Source organism: Ereboglobus sp. PH5-10 (genome assembly GCF_029504735.1).
In the GTDB taxonomy this organism is placed as follows: Bacteria; Verrucomicrobiota; Verrucomicrobiia; order Opitutales; family Opitutaceae; genus Ereboglobus.
Genome location: NZ_JAQFIP010000020.1, coordinates 1 through 20,151 on the forward strand (window position 1 = coordinate 1; position 20,151 = coordinate 20,151).

Consider the following 20,151-nt stretch of genomic DNA (forward strand, 5'->3'; position numbering starts at 1 on the left):
CAGTTCATGGCTGCGGTAACAACCTACCAGCACTACTACAACTTCGCGCGCACCAACCGCTCCCGCGCCAACAAAACCCCGGCTCAATTGCTCCGTGAAAAGTCCCCTCAAATCGACCCTCGCGTCCTGCTTCTATCCCCACTCCTTCTCGATGCCCCGATGGGTCAACTTCTGTCTGGACCTCCCGCCTCCGCTGAAAAGCAGACTTGGCAGTCCGCGCCTTCGCGCGCATGATGAGCGTTCTTCATTTTGCCCACAGCCATGTCGCAACACCAAGCCCCCCAGCCGTTCGAGCCCTACATACCCGACAACACCAAGCTCCCCGAGTTTACCCTGCGCGCAGTCCTCACCGGCGCGATTCTCGGCATGGTCTTCGGCGCGTCGTCACTCTACCTCGTCCTCAAGGTCGGTCTCACCGTGAGCGCGTCGATTCCGGTCGCGGTCATTTCGCTGGCGCTGTTTCGCGGGCTCTCGAAGCTCGGCGTGCGCGACTCCTCCATTCTCGAAAACAACATCACGCAAACTGCCGGTTCCGCGGGCGAGTCAATCGCGTTCGGCGTGGGCGTCACCATGCCGGCGATTTTTATCCTCGGCTTCGACCTTGAGCTCACGCGCGTGATGCTTGTGGCGATCCTCGGCGGGCTGCTCGGCATCCTCATGATGATTCCGCTGCGCCGCACGCACATAGTCGAGGATCACGGCAAGTTGAAATATCCCGAGGGCACCGCGTGCGCCGCCGTGCTCAAGGCCGGCGCCAACGCGCGGGATCGCGCCGTTGCCTCGCCCTCCGCCCAGGCCGATATGCGCGCCGCCGAGGCCGCCGGGCTAGGCAATGCTCCCGGCGCCATCCAGATTTTCACGGGCTTCGGAATCGGGCTCGTTTACAAAACACTCAACGTCGCCATGCGCGGGTGGCAGGATATTCCGCAGAAAATTTTCGGCAAACCGCTCGCGGGCGGTTCGATCTCGGCGGAGGTTTCGCCGGAGCTGCTCGGCGTCGGCTACATCATCGGGCCGCGCATCTCGGGCATCATGTGCGCGGGTGGCGCGCTTTCGTATTTGGTGCTGATTCCGTTGATAAAATTTTTCGGCGACGGCATCAACGGCATCGTCGAGCCCGGCACCATTCCCATCAGTGAAATGCCCATCGAGGGAGCGAATAGTATTCGCGACGCGTATATCCTTTACATCGGCGCGGGCGCGGTGGCGTCCGCCGGCATCATCAGCATGGTGCAGGCAATGCCGGCCATCTGGCGCGGCATCAAGGCCGGCTTCGCGGATATTCGCGGGATGCCGCGGCCCGGCGAAAACGCCCCCGGGAAAAACGGCTCCACCGCGCGCACGCAGCGCGACCTTCCGATGAAAACCGTGTTCATCGGTATTCTCGCGCTCATCGCGGTCATTTCCCTCGCGCCCTCGCTGCACATGAACGTGCTCGGCGCGCTGCTCATTGTTCTTTTCGGATTTTTGTTTGTCACGGTTTCGTCGCGCATCACCGGCGAGATCGGTTCCACGTCGAACCCGGTTTCGGGCATGACTGTGGCGACGCTGCTGTTCACCTGCCTCGTGTTCCTGATCGTGGGATGGACGGGCAGCCAGTATTACGTGACGGCGCTTTCCGTTGGCGCGATCGTGTGCATCGCGGCGTCGAACGGCGGCACGACTTCGCAGGATTTGAAGACGGGTTTCCTGCTCGGCGCGACCCCGCGCTCGCAGCAACTGGCGATTTTGATCGGTGCGTTCGCGGCGGCGCTCGTGCTCGGGCCGCTGCTGAGCTTGCTCAACAACGGAAGCACGGTTTATGTGCCGGTCGCGCAAGTCGCCCCCGCGGGAATCCAGGTCGATGTCAGCGCGCTCTCGCGCAAGGAATCGCTGCACGGCCCGCAAAGTCGCGACGACTCCGGCGTTTATTACACCTGGCACAACACCGATCCCAAGGCCGGCATCGAGGGCAAGTATTTGGTTAATGAAAAAGGCGTGGCGGTTTGGTTTGTCGATCCGGGCATCAACGGCTCGTTCGACACGCGCCCGGACGGCAGCAAGGTGCGCAAGTTTGTCGCCCCGAAGGCGACGCTCATGTCGTATATAATAAAAGGCATTCTCGACCAGCGCCTGCCGTGGGCGCTGGTGCTGCTCGGTGTGATGATCACGGTGACGCTGCAACTTTCCTTTATTCCCGCGCTCGCGTTTGCGGTGGGTGTGTATCTGCCGTTGTCGTCCACGACGCCGATTCTTGCGGGCGGCATGATCCGCTGGTTGATCGACCGCTGGATGAGCCGGAAATCCTCGCACGCGAATCTCACGCCGGAGCAGTTTAACGCCGAAAGCGACAAGAGCCCCGGCGTGCTGCTCTCGTCGGGCTACATCGCGGGCGGTGCGATAGGCGGCATTGTGTTTGCGGTGCTGGCGGGCTTTTTCCCCGGCGCGGACAACGCCATCGCAACGTGGGCGCAAAATCACAACCCGCTTTACAACGGCCCCCACGCCGGGTTGCTTTCGCTGATCCCCTTCGCGCTGCTGGCGATTTTCCTCTACGGCGTGGCCAGGGAATGGTTTCTGTCGCCGAGGAAAAAATAGGTGCGGGCATGGGAGCTTCTTAATAATGAAAAAACAACTGCTCGATCACATCAGGCGCATGGAGCGGGAGCTTGCCGCGATCGAATCCTCTCCCTGCGAAAACAGGCGCCCCGGGCATCTTCGCGCCCTGCTTGCCTATCACCTCGCGCAAACACAGGCCTTTCAGCACGAACGCCTGATCCACCTGCTCGTAATGCTCTTTTTCGCGATGCTCCTGCTTGCGGCGGCCATTGGCGCGATATTCCTGCCCACCTGGCAAATGCTTGCGGTCACGATTATTCTCACACTCACCGAAATCTGCTACCTGCGCCATTATTACGTGCTCGAGAATAATACCCAAAAACTCTACCCGCTCACACAACGATTGCACGCGCTGCAATCCGGGGAACGGTAATATATAAAAGCGTATCCCAAAATTTGGGGATGCTCGCGGCGCAAACGGTGTCCGATGAGATTATCCCGTTTGATTTCATCGGCTGGCGCTGACTCAGCGGATTTTTTCAATCACCTTGCGCAATTCCTCGTTTTCCGGCCACGCGCGAACCCTCGCTGCAAGCATGTCGAGATATTCCTTCGGCAGTTTCACATCCGTGTGCGTCCATACCTGCGCAAATTGCACATACGTCTGCTGCGACGCGCCGTTTTGCTTGAGCGCCTCGGCTAGCGGCTCGATGACGGTGTTCAGTTCGTCTTTCGTCAGCTTATGCTTTTCGCCTTTTAGCTCCAAAAGGTTTTCGAGTCGCAGTCGTGAAAGCGTGCGCCATGCCTCGGGGCGCACGACTTGTTTCGACGCCATCGCTTTCTCAAGCATGGTGACCGCGCTGTATTTTCGGTCGTGCGCGGCTTCGTTCAAGCCAAACGCGGCGACAAACTCCGGATCTCTTCGCACTTGAGCGGATTCGTCGTTGGCCTTGACCAGCACTTGGCGCGCCAGGTCGCGCGCGCCGCAAAGCGCGAACCAATCGCTTAGAATCCGCGCTGTCTCGCTGCGGCGTGACGGGCGAAACTTCGGAGTGGGGGGAATGTTCTCCCTCTTGAATTTCGCCACGGCAATCCCAGGCGGCCCCCACGGGTTGTCCTTGTGCTCGGGGTCGTTTTTGCCGAGCTGTGTGTAAAAATCATACATGCGCGCGCGAAATGCGTCGTAGTCCATGCCGAAGCATTCCTTAAAAACGACTTCGTTTGGTCGTTGTTTCCTCGTGCGGACGACAAACCGCGCAAATGCCATGCGCGTTTTAGCGTCCGCAACGAATGTGCAATAATACACAAAGTCCCGCGCCTCGCGCTCCGCGATAATCGCAGCATTCAGAATCGCGACATTTGGTTTTTTCCTCACCGGGTTTTCGAGAAAAACGCCAAGGCTCGCATTTGGCGCGAGCGCGTAATTGAGCCAGATTTTCTTTCGCCGTTCGATGGCATCCTTGTCGTCTTCGCGTGGATAATCAAACGCCCTGCTCAAAAACAAGGTCTCGCATGCGACACAGTAGCGCCCGACGAGCATTTCATAATCGCTAATCGAAAACCATGAGGGTCGATACTTGCGCTTGTAGATTGGCGACCCAAATCCACGGCTCGGCGTTGAGGGCGTTGGCGTGGATTGCGTGTGACCGCGCAAACACTTGAGCGCCGTCGCAAGCCACGGCGGACTGCCTCGCCCGGTCTGAATATCGACGCACATGAGCAAATAATTAAGCGCAAGGTCAATGGCATTTTCGGTTACGCGTTCATCAAACGGCGTTTCGTTATCGAGGTATGCTTGCGTGATAAGCTTTAAGAACACAGCTTGTTCTTCATCGTGGAAACCGCGCACGGAAATTTGTCTCGAAGGGATGAATAATATGCGATCCGGAAACACGCCCAGCGGTGGGTTATCGCGGGCGTGCCGCAGGTCTTCCTTGCCAGCGAGCACAAGGTAACGATCTATACCCTGGTCGTTGATAAAGATGAGTTTTGCGGGCAACTCGCGCTGCATTCGAAAGAGTGGGCTGTTTTTTTCAAACACACCGATGATTTGCTCCGCGCGCTGCACGACACGCGAAACAAACTTGGTATAGTCAACAGCCGAGAGAATTTCGAAATGCGCCGAGCGTGCGTAACGCCACTGGTGTTTCTTGGTGGACACGGTGAGCGTGTCGAGTGTGATGATCTCTTCATCAGCCGCATGGCAATGCAGCGGCACGAGCACAAACGCCAGCAGCAACATCAATATGCGCGGGATTGAGTTCATGGAAACTCACGATGCGCGACGCGTGGACAAAGGCAAGTAAAACGGCAATCAGCGCAACCCTTACGGCACAAAAATAATACTATGCTCGCACTTTTTACAATCACGCTCTTAATTACACCTGTGCATCGGATATCATTCCATTTTAAGATTGCCCCCATTTCATTTCACACAATACTCTCAAGCTGATTGCAAGACAGTGATAGATTTAGTTTCCGATAAACCCTTCGGAAATATGTTATATAAAAACTCAAACCCTACGATGAAAACTCCAAATATATTAAAATACCTACTGCTGTCGTCTTGTGTCATCCTAATTACCCAACAAGCGCACGCTTGCGAGGATTGCGGAGAGGGCTGAAATCATTATGATCCCTGCTCCAGTTGCGGTGATCTCGAATGCGGCGGAGACTGCTCCCCGTGCGATAATTGCGGGAGTCCTAATTGCCCGGGCAGCGAGTGCATGCAAACATGCACCGATTGCGGCAATGAGGCCTATGACTGCGAATGCAGCGACCAATGCCCCCTATGCGGCTTCAGCAACTGGCTTTGCATGTGCGCTGATATATGTCCAGAGTGCGACAGCGATGATTGTTCTTGTGATCCATGTCCCCATTGTGGATATCGGAATTGTAACTGTCCCACATGCATCTTTTGTGGCGAATATGGCTGGCTTTGTTTTGGTGGATGCATGGAAGAGTGTCCTATGTGCGGTAGTGACGGAGCGTGCCTTACAACTTGTCCTTGGTGGATTGACCCCGATGACATTGATCCCGCCCCGGCTCCGAGGTTACCCCACTTGTAACATGCCCCGATTGCGGCAGAGATAACTGTTGCGGAGGTGGGTTTTGTGAATGTGGGGATAACGGATGCCAATGCGGACCGTGTCGAAATTATCATCAGAGTCGCGCTTAATTTTGTATTCATGGCCCAAGGCAGGCGTTCGCGCCCTCCTTGAGTTTGCTTTTAGAGGAAATTTTCGTATTCGAACGCACGCAACAAAAGGCGGAGCATTGACTTCGTTTGGCTGTTCTGTGTGCAAGGTTCTCTTTGATATTCAAAATCTGAGATTCACCCTTTATAGTCCCTCTATGAAAAAAATATTATTCCACTCTTTCCTCGTTTTTATTTCCGGTCTTTTTGTTTCCGGTTTTGCGGATGCACAATCGGCATGCAGTATCAAGCCGGTTAATTTGCGAATAGAGTATCTCGACAGGCCGGAGGGGCTTGATGAAAGGAAGCCCCGGTTTGGTTGGGCGTTTGAGGCTGCAAACCCCGACGGGCGCGGTCAGGGGCAGACTGCCTATCGTGTGATTGTTAAATGCGGGGAATGCACCGCTTGGGATTCCGGCTGGGTTGCATCGAATCGGATGCAGCAGATTGAGTATCAGGGAAAGCCGCTGGAGTCCGACCGTCGTTATACATGGACGCTGTTCGTGAAAGATGAAAATGGCATTGAGGCACCGCCCGTGCAAAGCGAATGGACGACCGGTTTGTTTGAACAATCGGAATGGAGCGCGAAGTGGATTGGCTCCGATGAAGTTTTTGATTATAAAGTCGGCATGAAAAAAGGCGACTGCAACATCGCCGATCCCTGGTTGCGCAAGACATTTAAGCTAAATGAAAAACCGGGGCGCGCGGTCCTGTTTGTCGCCTCGGTCGGTTATCATGAATTGTATGTGAACGGGAAACAAATCGACAGCCACCATGTGCTTTCCCCGGCGGCGACCGACCATACAAGGAGGGCGCGATATATCGCCTACGATATAGCCGGGGCGCTTCAACCGGGGAAAAACGCCATTACCATTTGGCTGGGCGCGTCGTGGTCGATTTTTCCCGGTTATATAACGGAAAATCTTCCGCGCACGCCAATCGTTCGCGCGCAGGCGGATATTTATAAAAATCCAGGCGACACATCGCCCCTTCTTCGCCTGCAAACAGATGAAGCATGGAAAACACGTCCAAGCCCGAACAGGCTTTTGGGCACTTGGGATTTTGGCAACATGGGCGGCGAAATCTTTGACGGAACGCGGGAGCAGGAGATGGATGATTTTTCCAGTGTTTCCCTTGATGATACAAATTGGAAAAATGCCACCGTATATAATCCGAAGCTTCAGGTGACGGCACAGCGGGTTGAGAAAAACCGCCTTTTCGACGAGATTCGTCCGGTTGCGATCGGGGATCGGGGCAAGGGTGTCTGGCGTGTTGATATGGGGGTGAATTTTGCCGGCTGGACTGAAATTAAAATAGCGGGGACTCCCGGCGACCGGATTGAATTTCTTTTTTCGGAGCGGCAGCAGAACGAAATGACTTTCCGGAATCGGAGCGCATATATAATCGGGTCTTCGGGGAAGGGTGTTTTCCGCAATCGCTTTAATTATGGCTCCGGTCGCTGGATCACAATTAAAGGCCTCAAGGCGAAACCGGCGCTTGATGATATTCGCGGGTGGAATGTGCGCACGGATGTCGGGCGCGCAACGGCGTTCGAGTGCTCCGATCCCCTGCAAAACTGGATACATGACCGCGTTTGCTGGACATTTGAAAATCTTTCGATTGGCGGGATGGTAGTCGATTGTCCCCAGCGCGAGCGGATGGGTTACGGCGGCGACGCCCATGCGACGGCGGAAACCGCCATGTATAATTATCGCATGGCCGCGTTTTATACAAAGTGGCTGGAGGACTGGCGCGACGTGCAGGGCACCGAGCCGATGGTGGGCGGCATGAATGATCCGGATTATGCGCGGAAAGCGGAAACCAGCGGGCGGTTTCTTGGCGGCGGCATCATGCCGCACACGGCCCCGACTTATTGGGGCGGCGGCGGGCCCGGCTGGGGCGGCATTTGTGTTGTTTTGCCATGGTATCTTTACCAGCACGAGGGGGACGCGCGCGTTCTTGAAACCAATTTTGACATGATAAAAAAATGGCTCGCGTTTCTTGACACGCATGTCGGGGACGGCCTGCTCAAGCGTTTTGGCGGCAAGTGGGATTTTCTTGGCGACTGGCTTTGGCCAAACGCGACCGCCGAGGGCATGAACAACGACAGCGCGCAAACACTGTGCCTTAATAATTGTTATCGCGTGTATAATATTAAAACGGCGGCGAAGATTGCGCGCGTCCTTGGCAGGGAGGCGGAGGCCGCGGAATGGGAAACCCAAGCCCGCGTTTCGAGCCGCGCGATTCATGGAAAGTATTACAATGCCGGCGACAGCAGTTATGCCGATGGCTCAATGGCATGCCTGGCCGGCGCATTGCTTGCGGATGTGATGCCGCCGGAACTGAGGGACAAGGTCATGCGGCGCTTGGAGCATGAAATCCTGGTCGTGCGCAAGGGGCGCATACACGCCGGCATCACCGCGGGAGCGATGCTTTTTAAGGTGCTTCGCGAGGCGGACAGGCACGACTTGATCCACTCCATGACATCGCAGACGGATTATCCAAGCTGGGGATACATGCGGGAAAATGGCGCGACGACGCTTTGGGAGATGTGGGAAAAAGACCTGCGCGGGCACTCGCTCCTGCACAGCTCGTATTTGTTTCCGGGCGCTTGGTATGTTGACGGCGTCGCCGGAATCAAGCGCGACCCGGAGAATCCCGGCTTCCAGCATTTCATAATACGCCCGCCCCATCCCGGGGATGTCGGGATGAGATGGGCAAGATCGGCGTTTGATTCGCCCGCCGGACTGATTCGGTCCGCGTGGGAAATCGACGCAAACGGAAGCATGGTGCTGCGCGTCAGCGTGCCCCCGAACACACGCGCGACTATTTTCCTTCCCGACAGCAAACGGCGCCATAAAATCATGCGGGTTGAAGCGGGAAATCACACATTCCAGAGCGGATTGCAGACTCAACTTTGATCCGAATATTTTTGTAACTCCTGCTTCAGCACGAGTTTGGTGATTAAACGGCTATTTGGGGGTTTTGCGAATCCCTCGCAATTATCTTCTTTGCTTTGCGCCCAGAGTAATAAAGATGCCTTGCTGACAATTCGTCCTTTTTTACATTCTGCACCTTCGCATCGTTGATGAAGCAGTTCACACATTCCGCCCGCGCATTTTCCTCCCTGTTCCTCACAGTGATGGCCGCGGCGCTTTTATCACTTGGCACGGACGGCTCATTCCTGCGCGCCCAATCGGCCGCCGCCACCGCTCCGCAGGATCGCATTTTCGCGCCGGCTCCCGGTTTCAACCGCGAGGCCGCCAGTGTCGTCGCCCTGCTCGAGCAATTCCACTATAACCGCAACGCCGTCAGGCCCGTCGACTACGCTGAGATTATTCCCAATTTCATGGCCGATTTTGACGGACAGCGCCTCTTTTTCCTCGAGTCCGACAAAGTCGCGTTCACCACCCGTTACAGTCCGCGATGGGTTTACAATAACCTTACCAGTCTCGGCAAAACCGACCCCGCCTATGACATCTTCAACGTCTATACCAGGCGCGTCACCAACCGCATCAACTGGGCTCTCGACAAACTCGACGCCATCACATCCGGCGACCTTGCCGGAAACGACGGCTACCTCTACGACCGCAAGGACTCTCCCTGGCCCGCCGACATGGCCGAGGCCGACACCCTATGGATGCAACGCCTCAAAAACGAAATCATAGGCGAAATGCTCAATGAAAAGAGCCTCGATGACGCCAGGGCCAACATCCGCAAACGCTACGAGCGCTGGCTCAAAAACCTCGCCGACATCGAGCCCAAGGACATCTCCGAAACCTACCTCACCACCGTCGCCCACCTCTACGATCCGCATACCGCCTACATGTCCGCCGAAACCCTTGAGGAGTTCAGCATCGGCATCAAACTCCAGCTCATCGGCATTGGCGCTGTCCTCTCAATCGAGGATGATTACTGCACCATTCGTGAAATCGTCGTGGGCGGCCCCGCCGACCTGAGCAAACAACTGCAGCCAAAGGACAAGATCATCGCGGTCGCCGAGGACGGCCATGAGCCCGTTGATGTCATCGGCATGAAACTCCGCAATGTCGTGCAGCTCATTCGCGGGAAAAAAGACACCAAGGTTCACCTTACCGTCATTCCCGCCGCCGATGCCTCCCAGCGCAAGCAGGTTGTCATTACGCGCGATGTTGTCAGCCTCGACGCCTCGCGCGCCCGCGGTGCCATTCACGAAATCCCCTCCCTCGACGGCAAGGGCACGACGCCCATCGGTGTCATCACGCTCCCCGGTTTCTACGACGCCGGCATCAACGACAAAGGCGAGCCCAGCCCCAGCGCCACGCAAGATATTGCCAGGCTCATCACTCAATTTCAACAAAGCGAACGCGGCATCCAGGGCCTCGTCCTCGACCTTCGCGGCAACGGTGGCGGCCTCCTCTCCGAGGCCATCAAACTCACCGGTCTCTTCGTGAAAGCCGGTCCCGTTGTCCAAGTCAAAAACTACTACGGCCAGGTGCAGGTGGACAGCAGCGAGGCGCCCGAGCCCCTTTACCCCGGTCCCCTTGCCGTGCTCGTCTCGCGTTTCTCCGCCTCCGCCTCCGAAATCGTGGCCGGCGCGCTTCAAAACTACGGGCGCGCCATCATCGTCGGCGACAGCTCCACGCACGGAAAAGGCACTGTGCAGCAACTCCTCGAAATGCAGCAACTCGTCCCCGCGCTCGCCCGCCTCAACAGCAAAACCGGCGGCGTGAAGCTCACCATCCAAAAATTCTACCTCCCCAACGGCGACTCCACCCAACTCAAGGGCGTGGTCTCCGACATCCCGCTGCCCTCAATCGACGACTACCTGCCCATCGGTGAAAAAAGTCTTCCGCGCGCCCTCGCATGGGACGAAATCACACCGAGCAGATACGAGGGTTCCGCCCTCCCTCCCGAGCTTCTCGAGGCTCTTCGCGAAGCCAGTGAAAAACGCCAGCAAACACTCGAGGAATTTGATTATTTCCGAAAAACAATCGACTGGTTCAAGACGCGCCAGGAGCAAAAAATCCTGTCGCTCAACCTCGACGAACGCCTCGCGCAGCAAGCCCGCGACAAAGCATTCAAGAAAGAGCAGGACGAGGAACGCAACCGCCTTGCCGCCGCCGTCGGCTACGCATCCACGGAGTTTCTTCTCGGTCCGCCTAAGGAAAAAACGCGCAAAACCTCGAAGACACCCGTGGAAAACACCGTCCCTCCCGCGGGCGCCGAGCCCCGGCCCGAATCCGCTCCTGACGCCGGGGCTGACAAGCAGCCGGCGCTTCCCGACCAAAGCAGCGCCATTCCGAAAACCCTTCCGGACGGTATTCGCCTGGCGGGAACCAGTGCCGCGGGCTCCGGAAATGCCGAGACCCAGCCCGGCGCCGGCACACCGGACGCGAAAAGCGAGGACGACGACCCTTTCAGCGACGAGCAACTGGAGGAGGATGCCAAAAAACTCGACATCCACCTCCGAGAAACCCTGCGCGTGTTGAACGACGCCATTAACATGGCCAGGCACCCCGGCCCCAGTGTCGCCGCCAACGCTCCCGCGCCCCTGACCGCCGCCGCTGTCGGACGCCATTGATTCTTTCGACGGCAGTATTATTTCTCTAAAAACCGCCCTCGCGCGGCATGCCGCCGCAACGGAAAGACGAGACGCGCTGCGATGCGGCAAGTTGGACCAAGGCTGCGTGAGTCTCGCATGAAAAAACACCGCGTGGAAACAAAACGCATTTTTCTAACTCCGCAATTAGTTGAAGGCCAAGGAGATGGGTGGACGAAAAATCGGGGGTTATTTTATACTGGAACCCGTGCGAGAATGCCTGTCTGTCAAAGCTCGCGCCGGTGAAAACCCGATTGATCCGGTTTTTCGACCGACGCAAAAAACAAACACTAATCCACCTAAACCATCCATATGAAATTCATCTACACTGCAGTTATCGCCCTCGCCGTTCTTGCTTTCGCCGGTTGCGGCGCGAAGAAAGAAGCGCTTCCCTCCACGCAAAACGCGCCCAAGTTTGAAAATGCCGCGACCAACGAATTTGTTAAGGCTTATTCCGACGTGGCCAACGAGGTCGCCGTCGCCTACAAGGCGAAGGACTACACCAAGATCGCATCCCTCTCGACCAAGATGGCTGAAATCACTGGCAAGAGCGCCGACGCCCTCAAGGGCCTCAAGGACGCCGATTCCAAGAAGCTCACCGACTGGATCAACGCTGTCACCCAGGAACTGGCCGACGCCGCCGCGAAGGCAGCAAAGTAAATTCTGTGTTTTGGATGAACCGGCGCCGCTCCCCGTGACGGCAGCCCCGTTTATTCCGTGACCTAAAATTAATCCGGAGTGGCCTCGCGCCACTCCGGTTTTATTTTGGATAGTCCGCGCCACGCCACTCCTCACACGGCGGCATTTTCCGTTTCCAATAAAAAGCCGAGAAGACCTTGGCCCGCGCCGTTGTGGTTTGGCGTGCCCGACGCGCCCGTGATGCCGAGCGCGCGGAGGTATGCGGCAAAACGCGCGGGCATGTCGCCCGCAAACCAGTTCGTCCACGCCTCGCGAAGCGTCTCCTCGCGCGCGTGATTTTGCGCGGCGAGAAGCGGCAGAAAACCGTCGCAAACAAGCGTGTCGAATCGCGAGCCGCCAAGCGCGTCGCCGCAGATTTCCATGCGGATGCGTTTGCGCAGCGAGGCGGCCTTGTTCACGCGCCGCCACTCAGCGACACTGGCCGGCGCCGGCTCGTTTTTTTGAAATCCCGCGGCAAACTTTTGCAGCAATTGAGGCCACGCGGGGCGCGCCGATGCCCACAAGGCATACTGGCGCAGGCGGGTGCGCGGATGATTTGCCGGGCGCGAGGAACGCGGCGCCCACGCGCGGTTGTCAGTCTGTTCGTTGAAAATGCGTTCCGCGAACGAAATGGCATTTTGCGCGCTCACCGATTGCGGCCAGCTTTCCAGCGGATGCTCCCCGGCAATCGCAACCATCGCGGGGCGGTTGTTCCGGTATCCGAGGATTTCGAGCGCGGTGTGATGGCACGCGTCGTCCCAGCCGAGTCGCGTGACGCGCCCGCTGGCGAAATGAATTTTCTGATGCCAGCGCTTTTGGGCGTGATGCGCGATCGCGGAGGAAAGCTCGGGGGGCGTGAGCGAGGAAAGGCTTTTGCCGGCGGTCGAAAGCGGATGCGCGGCGAGACGCTCGACGGCATCATCCGCCGCGTATTGCTCGAGGTCGTGGTGCAGGAGCGGGAGAAGCGCGAGGACCGGGATTTCGCGACCGTTGACTCCCCGGGTCGTGGCGCATTGCGGGGGGAAAAGCACGACGTGCAAAACCACGTTTGCATGGGCCGGATCGCTCGCGTGATGGTGCGCGTGCCAGTCGGCCTCCCGCAAATGCACCTCGACATCGCCGGTGATGCTTGCGTTTCCGATATGCAGGCGCGCGTTTTTGAAATCGGGCCCGCCGCCGTGATTCCACTGGCCGGGGTGCCCGATGCGCACGCGCTGTCCGCCGACGGTTGCGGCGTGAAGCGTGTCGAAATCGCGCCGGTCCCAGATTTTCTGGAGCAACGTCTCGGGAAAGGTGAACGGGCCGTAGAGCCCTTGGATTTCAGCGACGGCGGGGGATTTCATGGGGCGTGGTGGTTTTGCGTGGAAATGAAACAGAACACGGACGGTTTGTTGATTCCAAAGTGAGCGAATTTTTCAGGGGAGGCGCATCAGCGCTTGCACACGGGGGCGTATGCCCGCTTTTTATACACATTATGCAACCCGCAAAAGTCATCGGCCCAATCGTTCTCATCCTTGTAATCATCGTCGCGGCGGCGCAGGCCACGTTTGTTGTCGAGCCCGGTTATCGCGGTGTGCTTGTGACGCTGGGAACCGTCGGCAAACAATTTGAGCCGGAGGGCTTCGGCGTGAAAAAACCTTTTATCTCGACGGTGATCCCCGTGCTGATTCGCCAGCAAACGCGCGAGCTGCCGTCGGAGTGCTACTCGTCGGATTTGCAGCAAGTGCAGATGAAGCTGCGCGTGCTCTACCGCATTCCCGAGCAATCGGTCGTGAAGATTTACCAGGAATACGCGGGCGATCCGTTCACGAGCCTGATCGCGCCGCGCGTGCAGGAGGCGCTCAAGGAAGTGGCGGCGTTGCAAAGCGCCGAGCAAATCGTGCGCCAGCGCGAGCAGATCAAAAACCACGCGCTCGAAAACGCCCGCAGAAAAATCGGGGACATTCTCAACATCGTCGACCTCGTGATCGAGGACACCACGCTGTCGCGCGAACTGGAGGCGGCGATTGAATCCAAGATGGTCCAGGAGCAGGAGGCGGCCAAGGCGCGCTTCACGCAACAAAAGACCGAAATCGAGGCGGCGACGGCGATCATCCGCGCAAAGGGCGAGGCCGAGGCGATCCGCATTCGCGGCGAGGCGCTTCGCGACAACCCGACCTTGATCGAATTGCAGATTGTCGAGAAGTGGGACGGCAAGAGCCCGCTCGTCATCGGCGGCGGAAGCCAAAGCGCCGCAAACATATTGCTGCCGATCAACGTCTCCGCGGCCAACCGCGCAAAGTAAACCGCCCGGGCGCCGCGCAACAAGCTGTCGCCGGCGCGCGTGCTATCAGAGACAGCAGTGCTTGTATTTTTTGCCGCTGCCGCAGGGGCAGGGGTCGTTGCGCCCGACCTTGGGCGTTGCCGAAACCTTGGGCGCGGGGCCGGTGCGGATCGGGCGCGTGTAAATCCATTCGCCGCCTGTGCGCGTGAACGCGGATTTTTCCTGGAGCGGGTGCTCGTTTTTCTCCTCGTCGAGGAAGTAGGCGGTGAACTCGACCGTGGACGAGTCGGGGTTGCCGTTGACGACGGCTTCGTGCGAGTGAATCACGAGGCGCGTCCATTCCAAGTCGTAGGTGTTTTCCTTTGCGCGGACTTCATCGTAGGGTTTTTTCGCGGTGCCGGCGTAGGAGAGGTGCAGGTGCTTGTAGTCGCGGACGACGTGCGCGGTGAAGCGCGAGCGCATGAGCGCCTCGGCCGTGGCGGCCGGCCGTTTTCTCTGGAGCACGGGCTGGCAGCATGCGCCAAAAGTTTGCCCGCTGCCGCAAGGGCAGGGGGATTCGGAAGTGATGTCGGCGGGGAGCGCGGCGGGAGTTGTCATGATGAGAATTGGGCGAGGTGTTAAGCGGATCGTCCGCAGCGCGCGAGCAAAGAAAATCGGCGCCACCGGCGGCGCGCGTGTTTTGACCGCTTGCACTTGGACGGCGGAGGCCTCAAAGTGACCGTTCTTTTTCAACCATGGTCAAAGGACAAAAAGTCGTCTGCATCAATGACACGTTCAACGATTTCATTCGTGCGATCTATCTGCAGCTTCCCGTAAAGGGGAAGACCTACACGATTCGCGAGGTGTTTCTCGGTCGCGAGAAAATCGTGAAAGGCGGCGAATCCGCGACCGTGGGCATCCTCCTTGAGGAGCTGGTAAATCCGCCCGACCCGTTTCATGCGGCCAAGCAGGAACTCGGTTTCACATCGGAACGCTTCGCGCCGCTTGAGGAGCTGCCGCCCGAGCAAGAGGAGGTCGAGGAGGCCGTCGGCGCGGGCGCGGGCGTCGGGTTTGGCTACAACTGACGGGCGGTTGCGCCTTGCATTTTTTGAATCCAAAATCCGCAATCCAAAATCCAAAATTTCCATCATGAGCACAACAAAACCCAAGAAAGTCGCAATCCTCACAGCGGGCGGTCTCGCCCCGTGCCTCAGCTCCGCCATCGGCGGCCTGGTCGAACGCTACACCGAGATTGCGCCCGACATCGAAATCATCGCCTACCGCGGCGGCTACAAGGGCCTGCTGCTCGGCGACAGTTACAAGATCGGCCCCGCCGAGCGCGCGCAGGCGCACGTGCTGCACCGCCACGGCGGCAGCCCGATCGGCAACAGCCGCGTCAAGCTCACCAACGTCAAGGACTGCGTGAAGCGCGGCCTCGTCAAGGAGGGCCAGGACCCGCAAAAAGTCGCCGCCGACCAGCTCATCAAGGACGGCGTTGACGTGCTTCACACCATCGGTGGAGACGACACCAACACCGCCGCCGCCGACCTCGCCGCGTTTCTCGCCAAGAACAATTACGGCCTGTCCGTCATCGGCCTGCCCAAGACAATCGACAACGACGTGTATCCCATCCGCCAGTCGCTCGGCGCGTGGACGGCCGCCGAGCAGGGCGCGCGCTATTTCCGCAACGTCGTCGCCGAGCACGGCGCGAACCCGCGCATGCTGATCGTGCACGAAGTCATGGGCCGCAACTGCGGCTGGCTCACTGCCGCCACCGCTCGCGATTATCGCAAGCTGCTCGACCGCGAGGAGTTCGCGCCCGGCCTCGGCCTCACCCGCGCCAACCTCGAAGTCCACGGCGTCTACATTCCCGAAATGGCCGTCGATCTCAAGACCGAGGCCGCCCGCCTGAAGGCCCTCATGGACAAGCAGGACAACATCAACATCTTCATCTCCGAGGGCGCCGGCGTGGAGTCCATCGTCGCCGAAATGGAGTCCAAGGGACAGGAAGTGCCGCGCGACGCGTTCGGCCACGTGAAGCTCGACGCAGTGAACCCCGGCAAGTGGTTCGGCGAGCAATTCGCAAAAATGATCGGCGCCGAAAAAACGCTCGTGCAAAAGAGCGGTTATTTCGCCCGCGCCGCCGCCGCCAACGTGGACGACCTGCGCCTCATCAAGAGCTGCACCGACCTCGCCGTCGAGTGCGCGCTCCGTCGCGAGAGCGGCGTGATCGGCCACGACGAGGACCAGGGCGGCGTGCTCCGCGCAATCGAGTTCCCGCGCATCAAGGGCGGCAAACCCTTCAACATCGACACTCCGTGGTTCACTGAAACGCTCGCCGCCATTGCCCAGCCCAAGGGCGCGCGCGTGGACGTGAAACACTAAGACCCGGGTTTTGTTTTCATTGGCGGAGGCGTTCATTGCGCGCGCCTCCGCCGATTTTTTAAACTGAAACGCCGTTTGTGTTTTGCGGCGCGGGCTTGGCCGCCTTCCGTGGTGCGGCCCGGACGCAATGCCTTTGGCGCTTCCCCGTTTTGTTTTTCCGACATCATGCCGAATCCTCGCGAACTTCCGATTTATGAACTTGAGAGCGCCATTGTTGAAGCCGTGCGCGCGCAGGGGCGGTTGATTGTGCAGGCGCCGACGGGGTCGGGCAAATCGACGCAGATTCCGCAGATGCTGTTGCGTCACGGATTTCTCGACGGCGGCGAGGTTGTCGTTTTGCAACCGCGACGGCTGGCAACGCGGATGCTGGCAAAGCGCGTTGCGGAGGAAATGGAAACGCCGCTGGGCGACATCGTCGGCTACCAAATCCGGCTGGAATCGCGGTTGAGCAAGCACACAAAAATCCGGTTTGTAACCGAGGGGATTTTGCTGCGGCAGATGTCGTTCGACGCGACCTTGCGCGGCGTGAACGTGATCGTGTTTGACGAGTTTCACGAACGGCATCTCTACGGCGACATTTCGCTGGCGAGGGCGTTGCAAATCCAGCAGTCAACACGGCCCGACCTGAAGATTGTTGTGATGTCGGCGACGCTGGACGCGGGGGCGCTGAAAAATTACCTGTCGCCGTGCGAGGTTCTGGTTTCGCAGGGGCGGAGTTTTCCGGTGAAAATCGAGTATCTGCAAAAGACGGCGGATTTTGAGCGCGAGCCGGTATGGGATGTGGCGGCGCGCGAATGCGCGCGCGTGGCGGCGCAGTCGGCGGGCGGCGATTTTCTGGTGTTCATGCCGGGCGCGCATGAGATTTCGCGCACGGTCCAAGCCTTGCAGGGCAGCCGCGAATTGCGCGATTTTGTGGTGTTTCCGCTGCATGGCGAGCTGCCGCCGGAGGCGCAGGATCGCGCGGTGGCGCGTTATGACGCGCGCAAGATTATTGTTTCAACAAACGTCGCGGAGACATCGCTGACAATTGACGGCGTGACGGTGGTGATTGATTGCGGGCTGGCGCGCGTGGCGCGGTTCGATCCGCATCGCGGGATCAACACGCTGCTGATCGAAAAGATTTCCGTGGCGAGCGCGGACCAGCGCGCGGGGCGCGCGGGGCGAACGGCCCCGGGTGTGTGCGTGCGGCTGTGGACGGAGCGCGAGCATGCGCAGCGTCCGGCGCAGGAATTGCCGGAGGTGAGGCGGCTCGACCTGGCGGAGGTGGTGCTGACGTTGAAGGCGAGCGGCATCGACGACGTGGCCGGTTTTCCGTGGCTGGAAAAACCCGACGCGAAAGGTTTGGAACGCGCGGAAATGTTGCTCGAGGATTTGGGCGCGGTGGCGCGCCATGAGAAAGACGCGCATGCGACGATCACCGAAACCGGCCGCAGGATGCTGCGTTTCCCGGTGCATCCGCGTTACGCGCGCATGTTGCTGGAGGCGGATGCGCGCGGGTGCGTGAGGCCGGTCGCGATGATGGCGGCGCTTGTGCAGGGAAGAAATTTTCTTTTGCGGGGCGTGCCGCGCGCGGTGGAGGAAGCGCGCGAGGACTTGCTCGGCGAGGAAACGGAGTCGGATTTCTTTTTGCTCATGCGCGCGTGGCGGTTTGCCGACCAGAATCGTTACTCAATGGACGCGTGCCGGCGGCTGGGAATCCACTCGATGGGGGCGCGCCAGGTGGGGCCGCTGTTTGCTGAGTTTTTGCGAATTGCGGAGCGCGAGGGGCTCGACGCGGGCGAGAAACGCGTCGAGGGCGAGGCGGTGAGCAAGTGCGTGCTCGCGGGATTTTCCGACCAGCTGGCGAAGCGCCTGGACGCGGGAACACTGCGTTGCGACCTGGTGCACAAGCGGCGCGGTGTGCTGGCGAGGGAGAGCGCGATGCAGCGCGCTCCGTTGTTTGTGGCCGCGGAGGTGAGCGAGGTCGAGGGGCGGGGCGGCGAGGTGAACGTGCTGCTGAGCATGGCGACGGCGGTGCGGGAGCCGTGGTTGAAGGAACTTTTCCCCGACGATTATTTTGAGGCGACAAGCGTCGTCTATGACGAGTCGGCGAAGCGCGTGATTGCAAAACGCGAGCGCCGGTTTCGCGACTTGGTGCTCGAATCGAGGGCGAGCGCGGACGATGTGCCCTACGACGCGGCGGCGGCGTTGCTGACGCAGCAGGTGCTGGCGGGCAAAATCAAGCTGGAGCAGTGGGATGAAAACGTGGAGCAATGGATCGTGCGCGTGAACCGGCTCGCGGAATGGTTTCCGGAGCTGGAGGTGAACCCGCTTACGGACGCGGACCGGGCCACGTTGATCGAGCAGATTTGTTACGGCGAACTCGGCGCGAAGGATGTGCGCGGCAAGCCGGTGATGCCGGTGCTGCGCGACTGGTTGACGGCGGAGCAACTGGCCGTGATTGACGACTACCTGCCGGAGCGCCTCGTGATGGGCAACGGCCGTCGGTCGCGCGTGCGCTATGCGAAGGAGGGGCCGCCCATATTGAGCGCGCGAATACAGGAACTCTATGGAGTCGAGGGACGCTTCACGCTCGGCCACGGGCGCGTGCCGGTGAAGATCGAGGTGCTCGCGCCGAACCAGCGGCCGATTCAGGTGACGGACGATTTGACGGCGTTCTGGCGCGACATGTATCCGAAGATAAAGGCGGAGCTGTCACGACGCTACCCGAGGCACGAGTGGCGTTAATGGGCGCGTTAAGGCCAGGAATTGGCGGTAAGATGTTCAAAAAATAATGGAACTTTTCCCGTAAAGCGGTCTTGCGCGTCGCGCTCACGCGTATGCAATCAATGCACTCAAATCCATGTTGATCCCGATTCTAGCTTCGATTGTGGCGGGGTATTTCCTGGGCGCGCTGCCGTTCGGGTATGTGGTTTCGCGCGCAAAGGGTGTGAACATTTTTGAGGAGGGGAGCAAAAACCCGGGCGCGACAAATGTGCTGCGCGTGCTGAGCCAGAAGTTTGGCGAGCCGGGCAGGCGGCTGGGTATCATGGTCTTCGTGCTGGACGCGTTGAAGGGGGCCGTGGCGACGGGCTGGCCGTGGATCGCTTTCAAGATGGGCGTGTGGGACGCGGCTTACGACCATTGGGACGTGGTGTCGTTGATCGGGCTCGGCGCGGCGTTGCTGGGGCATTGTTTTTCGTGTTTCACGCGGTTCAAGGGCGGCAAGGGCGTGGCGACGGGCGCGGGCGGTTTTATGGTGTTGATGGCGCCCTCGCTTTTGATCGCGCTGCTTGTGTGGTGGGTGGTTTTCCAGACGACGCGGTATGTTTCGCTGGCGTCGATTCTGGCGACGGTCTCGCTGCCGGTGTCGAGCTGCACCATGTGGTGCCTTTGGGGCTGGCCGCCGTTTTCGGTTGTTATCATCTCGGCGGGCGCGGCCATTTTTGTGGCGGTGCGGCATCGGGCGAACATCGGGCGGCTGATGCGCGGCACGGAAAACAAGTTCGTGAAAAAAACGCCGGAAGAAAAAATGTGACCGCGCGCGCCGGG

General features: G+C 59.2%; 13 protein-coding genes and 1 pseudogene. 11 read left to right on the top strand and 3 right to left on the bottom strand.

The features are described 5' to 3' along the window. The 3 genes and pseudogenes from M2447_RS12315 to M2447_RS12325 all read left to right on the top strand — a co-directional run. Positions 1-234: pseudogene (locus M2447_RS12315) on the top strand (hypothetical protein); the annotation flags it as partial. A 27-nt stretch (positions 235-261) separates the two neighbouring features. Further along, positions 262-2,577: an oligopeptide transporter, OPT family gene (locus tag M2447_RS12320; RefSeq protein ID WP_108824823.1), complete on the top strand. Its 2,316-nt coding sequence runs from the start codon at positions 262-264 to the stop codon at positions 2,575-2,577. A 25-nt stretch (positions 2,578-2,602) separates the two neighbouring features. Next, on the top strand, positions 2,603-2,971 hold the full coding sequence (locus M2447_RS12325) for a hypothetical protein (protein ID WP_277558854.1): 369 nt from the start codon (positions 2,603-2,605) through the stop codon (positions 2,969-2,971). A 93-nt stretch (positions 2,972-3,064) separates the two neighbouring features. On the opposite strand, the gene M2447_RS12330 is transcribed toward M2447_RS12325, so the two are convergent. Then, positions 3,065-4,804, bottom strand: coding sequence for a hypothetical protein (locus M2447_RS12330; RefSeq protein WP_277558855.1), 1,740 nt, complete (start codon positions 4,802-4,804; stop codon positions 3,065-3,067). 1,088 nt (positions 4,805-5,892) lie between these two features. Between M2447_RS12330 and M2447_RS12335 the strand changes: the two genes are divergently transcribed. From M2447_RS12335 to M2447_RS12345, 3 genes are all read left to right on the top strand, one after another. Continuing rightward, positions 5,893-8,655 carry a family 78 glycoside hydrolase catalytic domain gene (locus M2447_RS12335; protein ID WP_277558856.1) on the top strand — a complete coding sequence of 921 codons (2,763 nt, stop codon included), beginning with the start codon at positions 5,893-5,895 and terminating at the stop codon, positions 8,653-8,655. 167 nt (positions 8,656-8,822) lie between these two features. Continuing rightward, complete coding sequence (locus M2447_RS12340; protein ID WP_277558857.1) at positions 8,823-11,297, top strand: carboxy terminal-processing peptidase; 2,475 nt, start codon at positions 8,823-8,825, stop codon at positions 11,295-11,297. Positions 11,298-11,627: 330 nt separating this feature from the next. Then, complete coding sequence (locus tag M2447_RS12345) at positions 11,628-11,975, top strand: hypothetical protein (protein WP_277510967.1); 348 nt, start codon at positions 11,628-11,630, stop codon at positions 11,973-11,975. A gap of 131 nt (positions 11,976-12,106) precedes the next feature. Here the strand turns inward: M2447_RS12345 and M2447_RS12350 are convergent, their stop codons facing one another. Next, complete coding sequence (locus M2447_RS12350) at positions 12,107-13,336, bottom strand: DUF2851 family protein (RefSeq protein ID WP_277558858.1); 1,230 nt, start codon at positions 13,334-13,336, stop codon at positions 12,107-12,109. A gap of 131 nt (positions 13,337-13,467) precedes the next feature. On the opposite strand from M2447_RS12350, the gene M2447_RS12355 reads away from it, so the two are divergent. Next, positions 13,468-14,277, top strand: a complete 810-nt coding sequence (locus tag M2447_RS12355; protein ID WP_277510965.1) for a prohibitin family protein — start codon at positions 13,468-13,470, stop codon at positions 14,275-14,277. A 45-nt stretch (positions 14,278-14,322) separates the two neighbouring features. Here M2447_RS12355 and M2447_RS12360 read toward each other — a convergent pair whose 3' ends face one another. Continuing rightward, positions 14,323-14,853, bottom strand: coding sequence for a YchJ family metal-binding protein (locus tag M2447_RS12360; protein WP_277510963.1), 531 nt, complete (start codon positions 14,851-14,853; stop codon positions 14,323-14,325). Positions 14,854-14,990: 137 nt separating this feature from the next. Between M2447_RS12360 and M2447_RS12365 the strand changes: the two genes are divergently transcribed. From M2447_RS12365 to plsY, 4 genes are all read left to right on the top strand, one after another. Next, positions 14,991-15,320, top strand: coding sequence for a hypothetical protein (locus tag M2447_RS12365; RefSeq protein WP_277558860.1), 330 nt, complete (start codon positions 14,991-14,993; stop codon positions 15,318-15,320). Between the two features lie 64 nt (positions 15,321-15,384). Then, complete coding sequence (locus tag M2447_RS12370; protein WP_277558861.1) at positions 15,385-16,620, top strand: pyrophosphate--fructose-6-phosphate 1-phosphotransferase; 1,236 nt, start codon at positions 15,385-15,387, stop codon at positions 16,618-16,620. Positions 16,621-16,785: 165 nt separating this feature from the next. After that, positions 16,786-19,347 (top strand): ATP-dependent helicase HrpB, encoded by a 2,562-nt coding sequence (gene hrpB / locus M2447_RS12375; protein WP_277558862.1) that lies wholly within the window; start codon positions 16,786-16,788, stop codon positions 19,345-19,347. Between the two features lie 115 nt (positions 19,348-19,462). Then, positions 19,463-20,137 (top strand): glycerol-3-phosphate 1-O-acyltransferase PlsY, encoded by a 675-nt coding sequence (gene plsY / locus M2447_RS12380; RefSeq protein ID WP_277510956.1) that lies wholly within the window; start codon positions 19,463-19,465, stop codon positions 20,135-20,137. Positions 20,138-20,151: the final 14 nt, after the last annotated feature.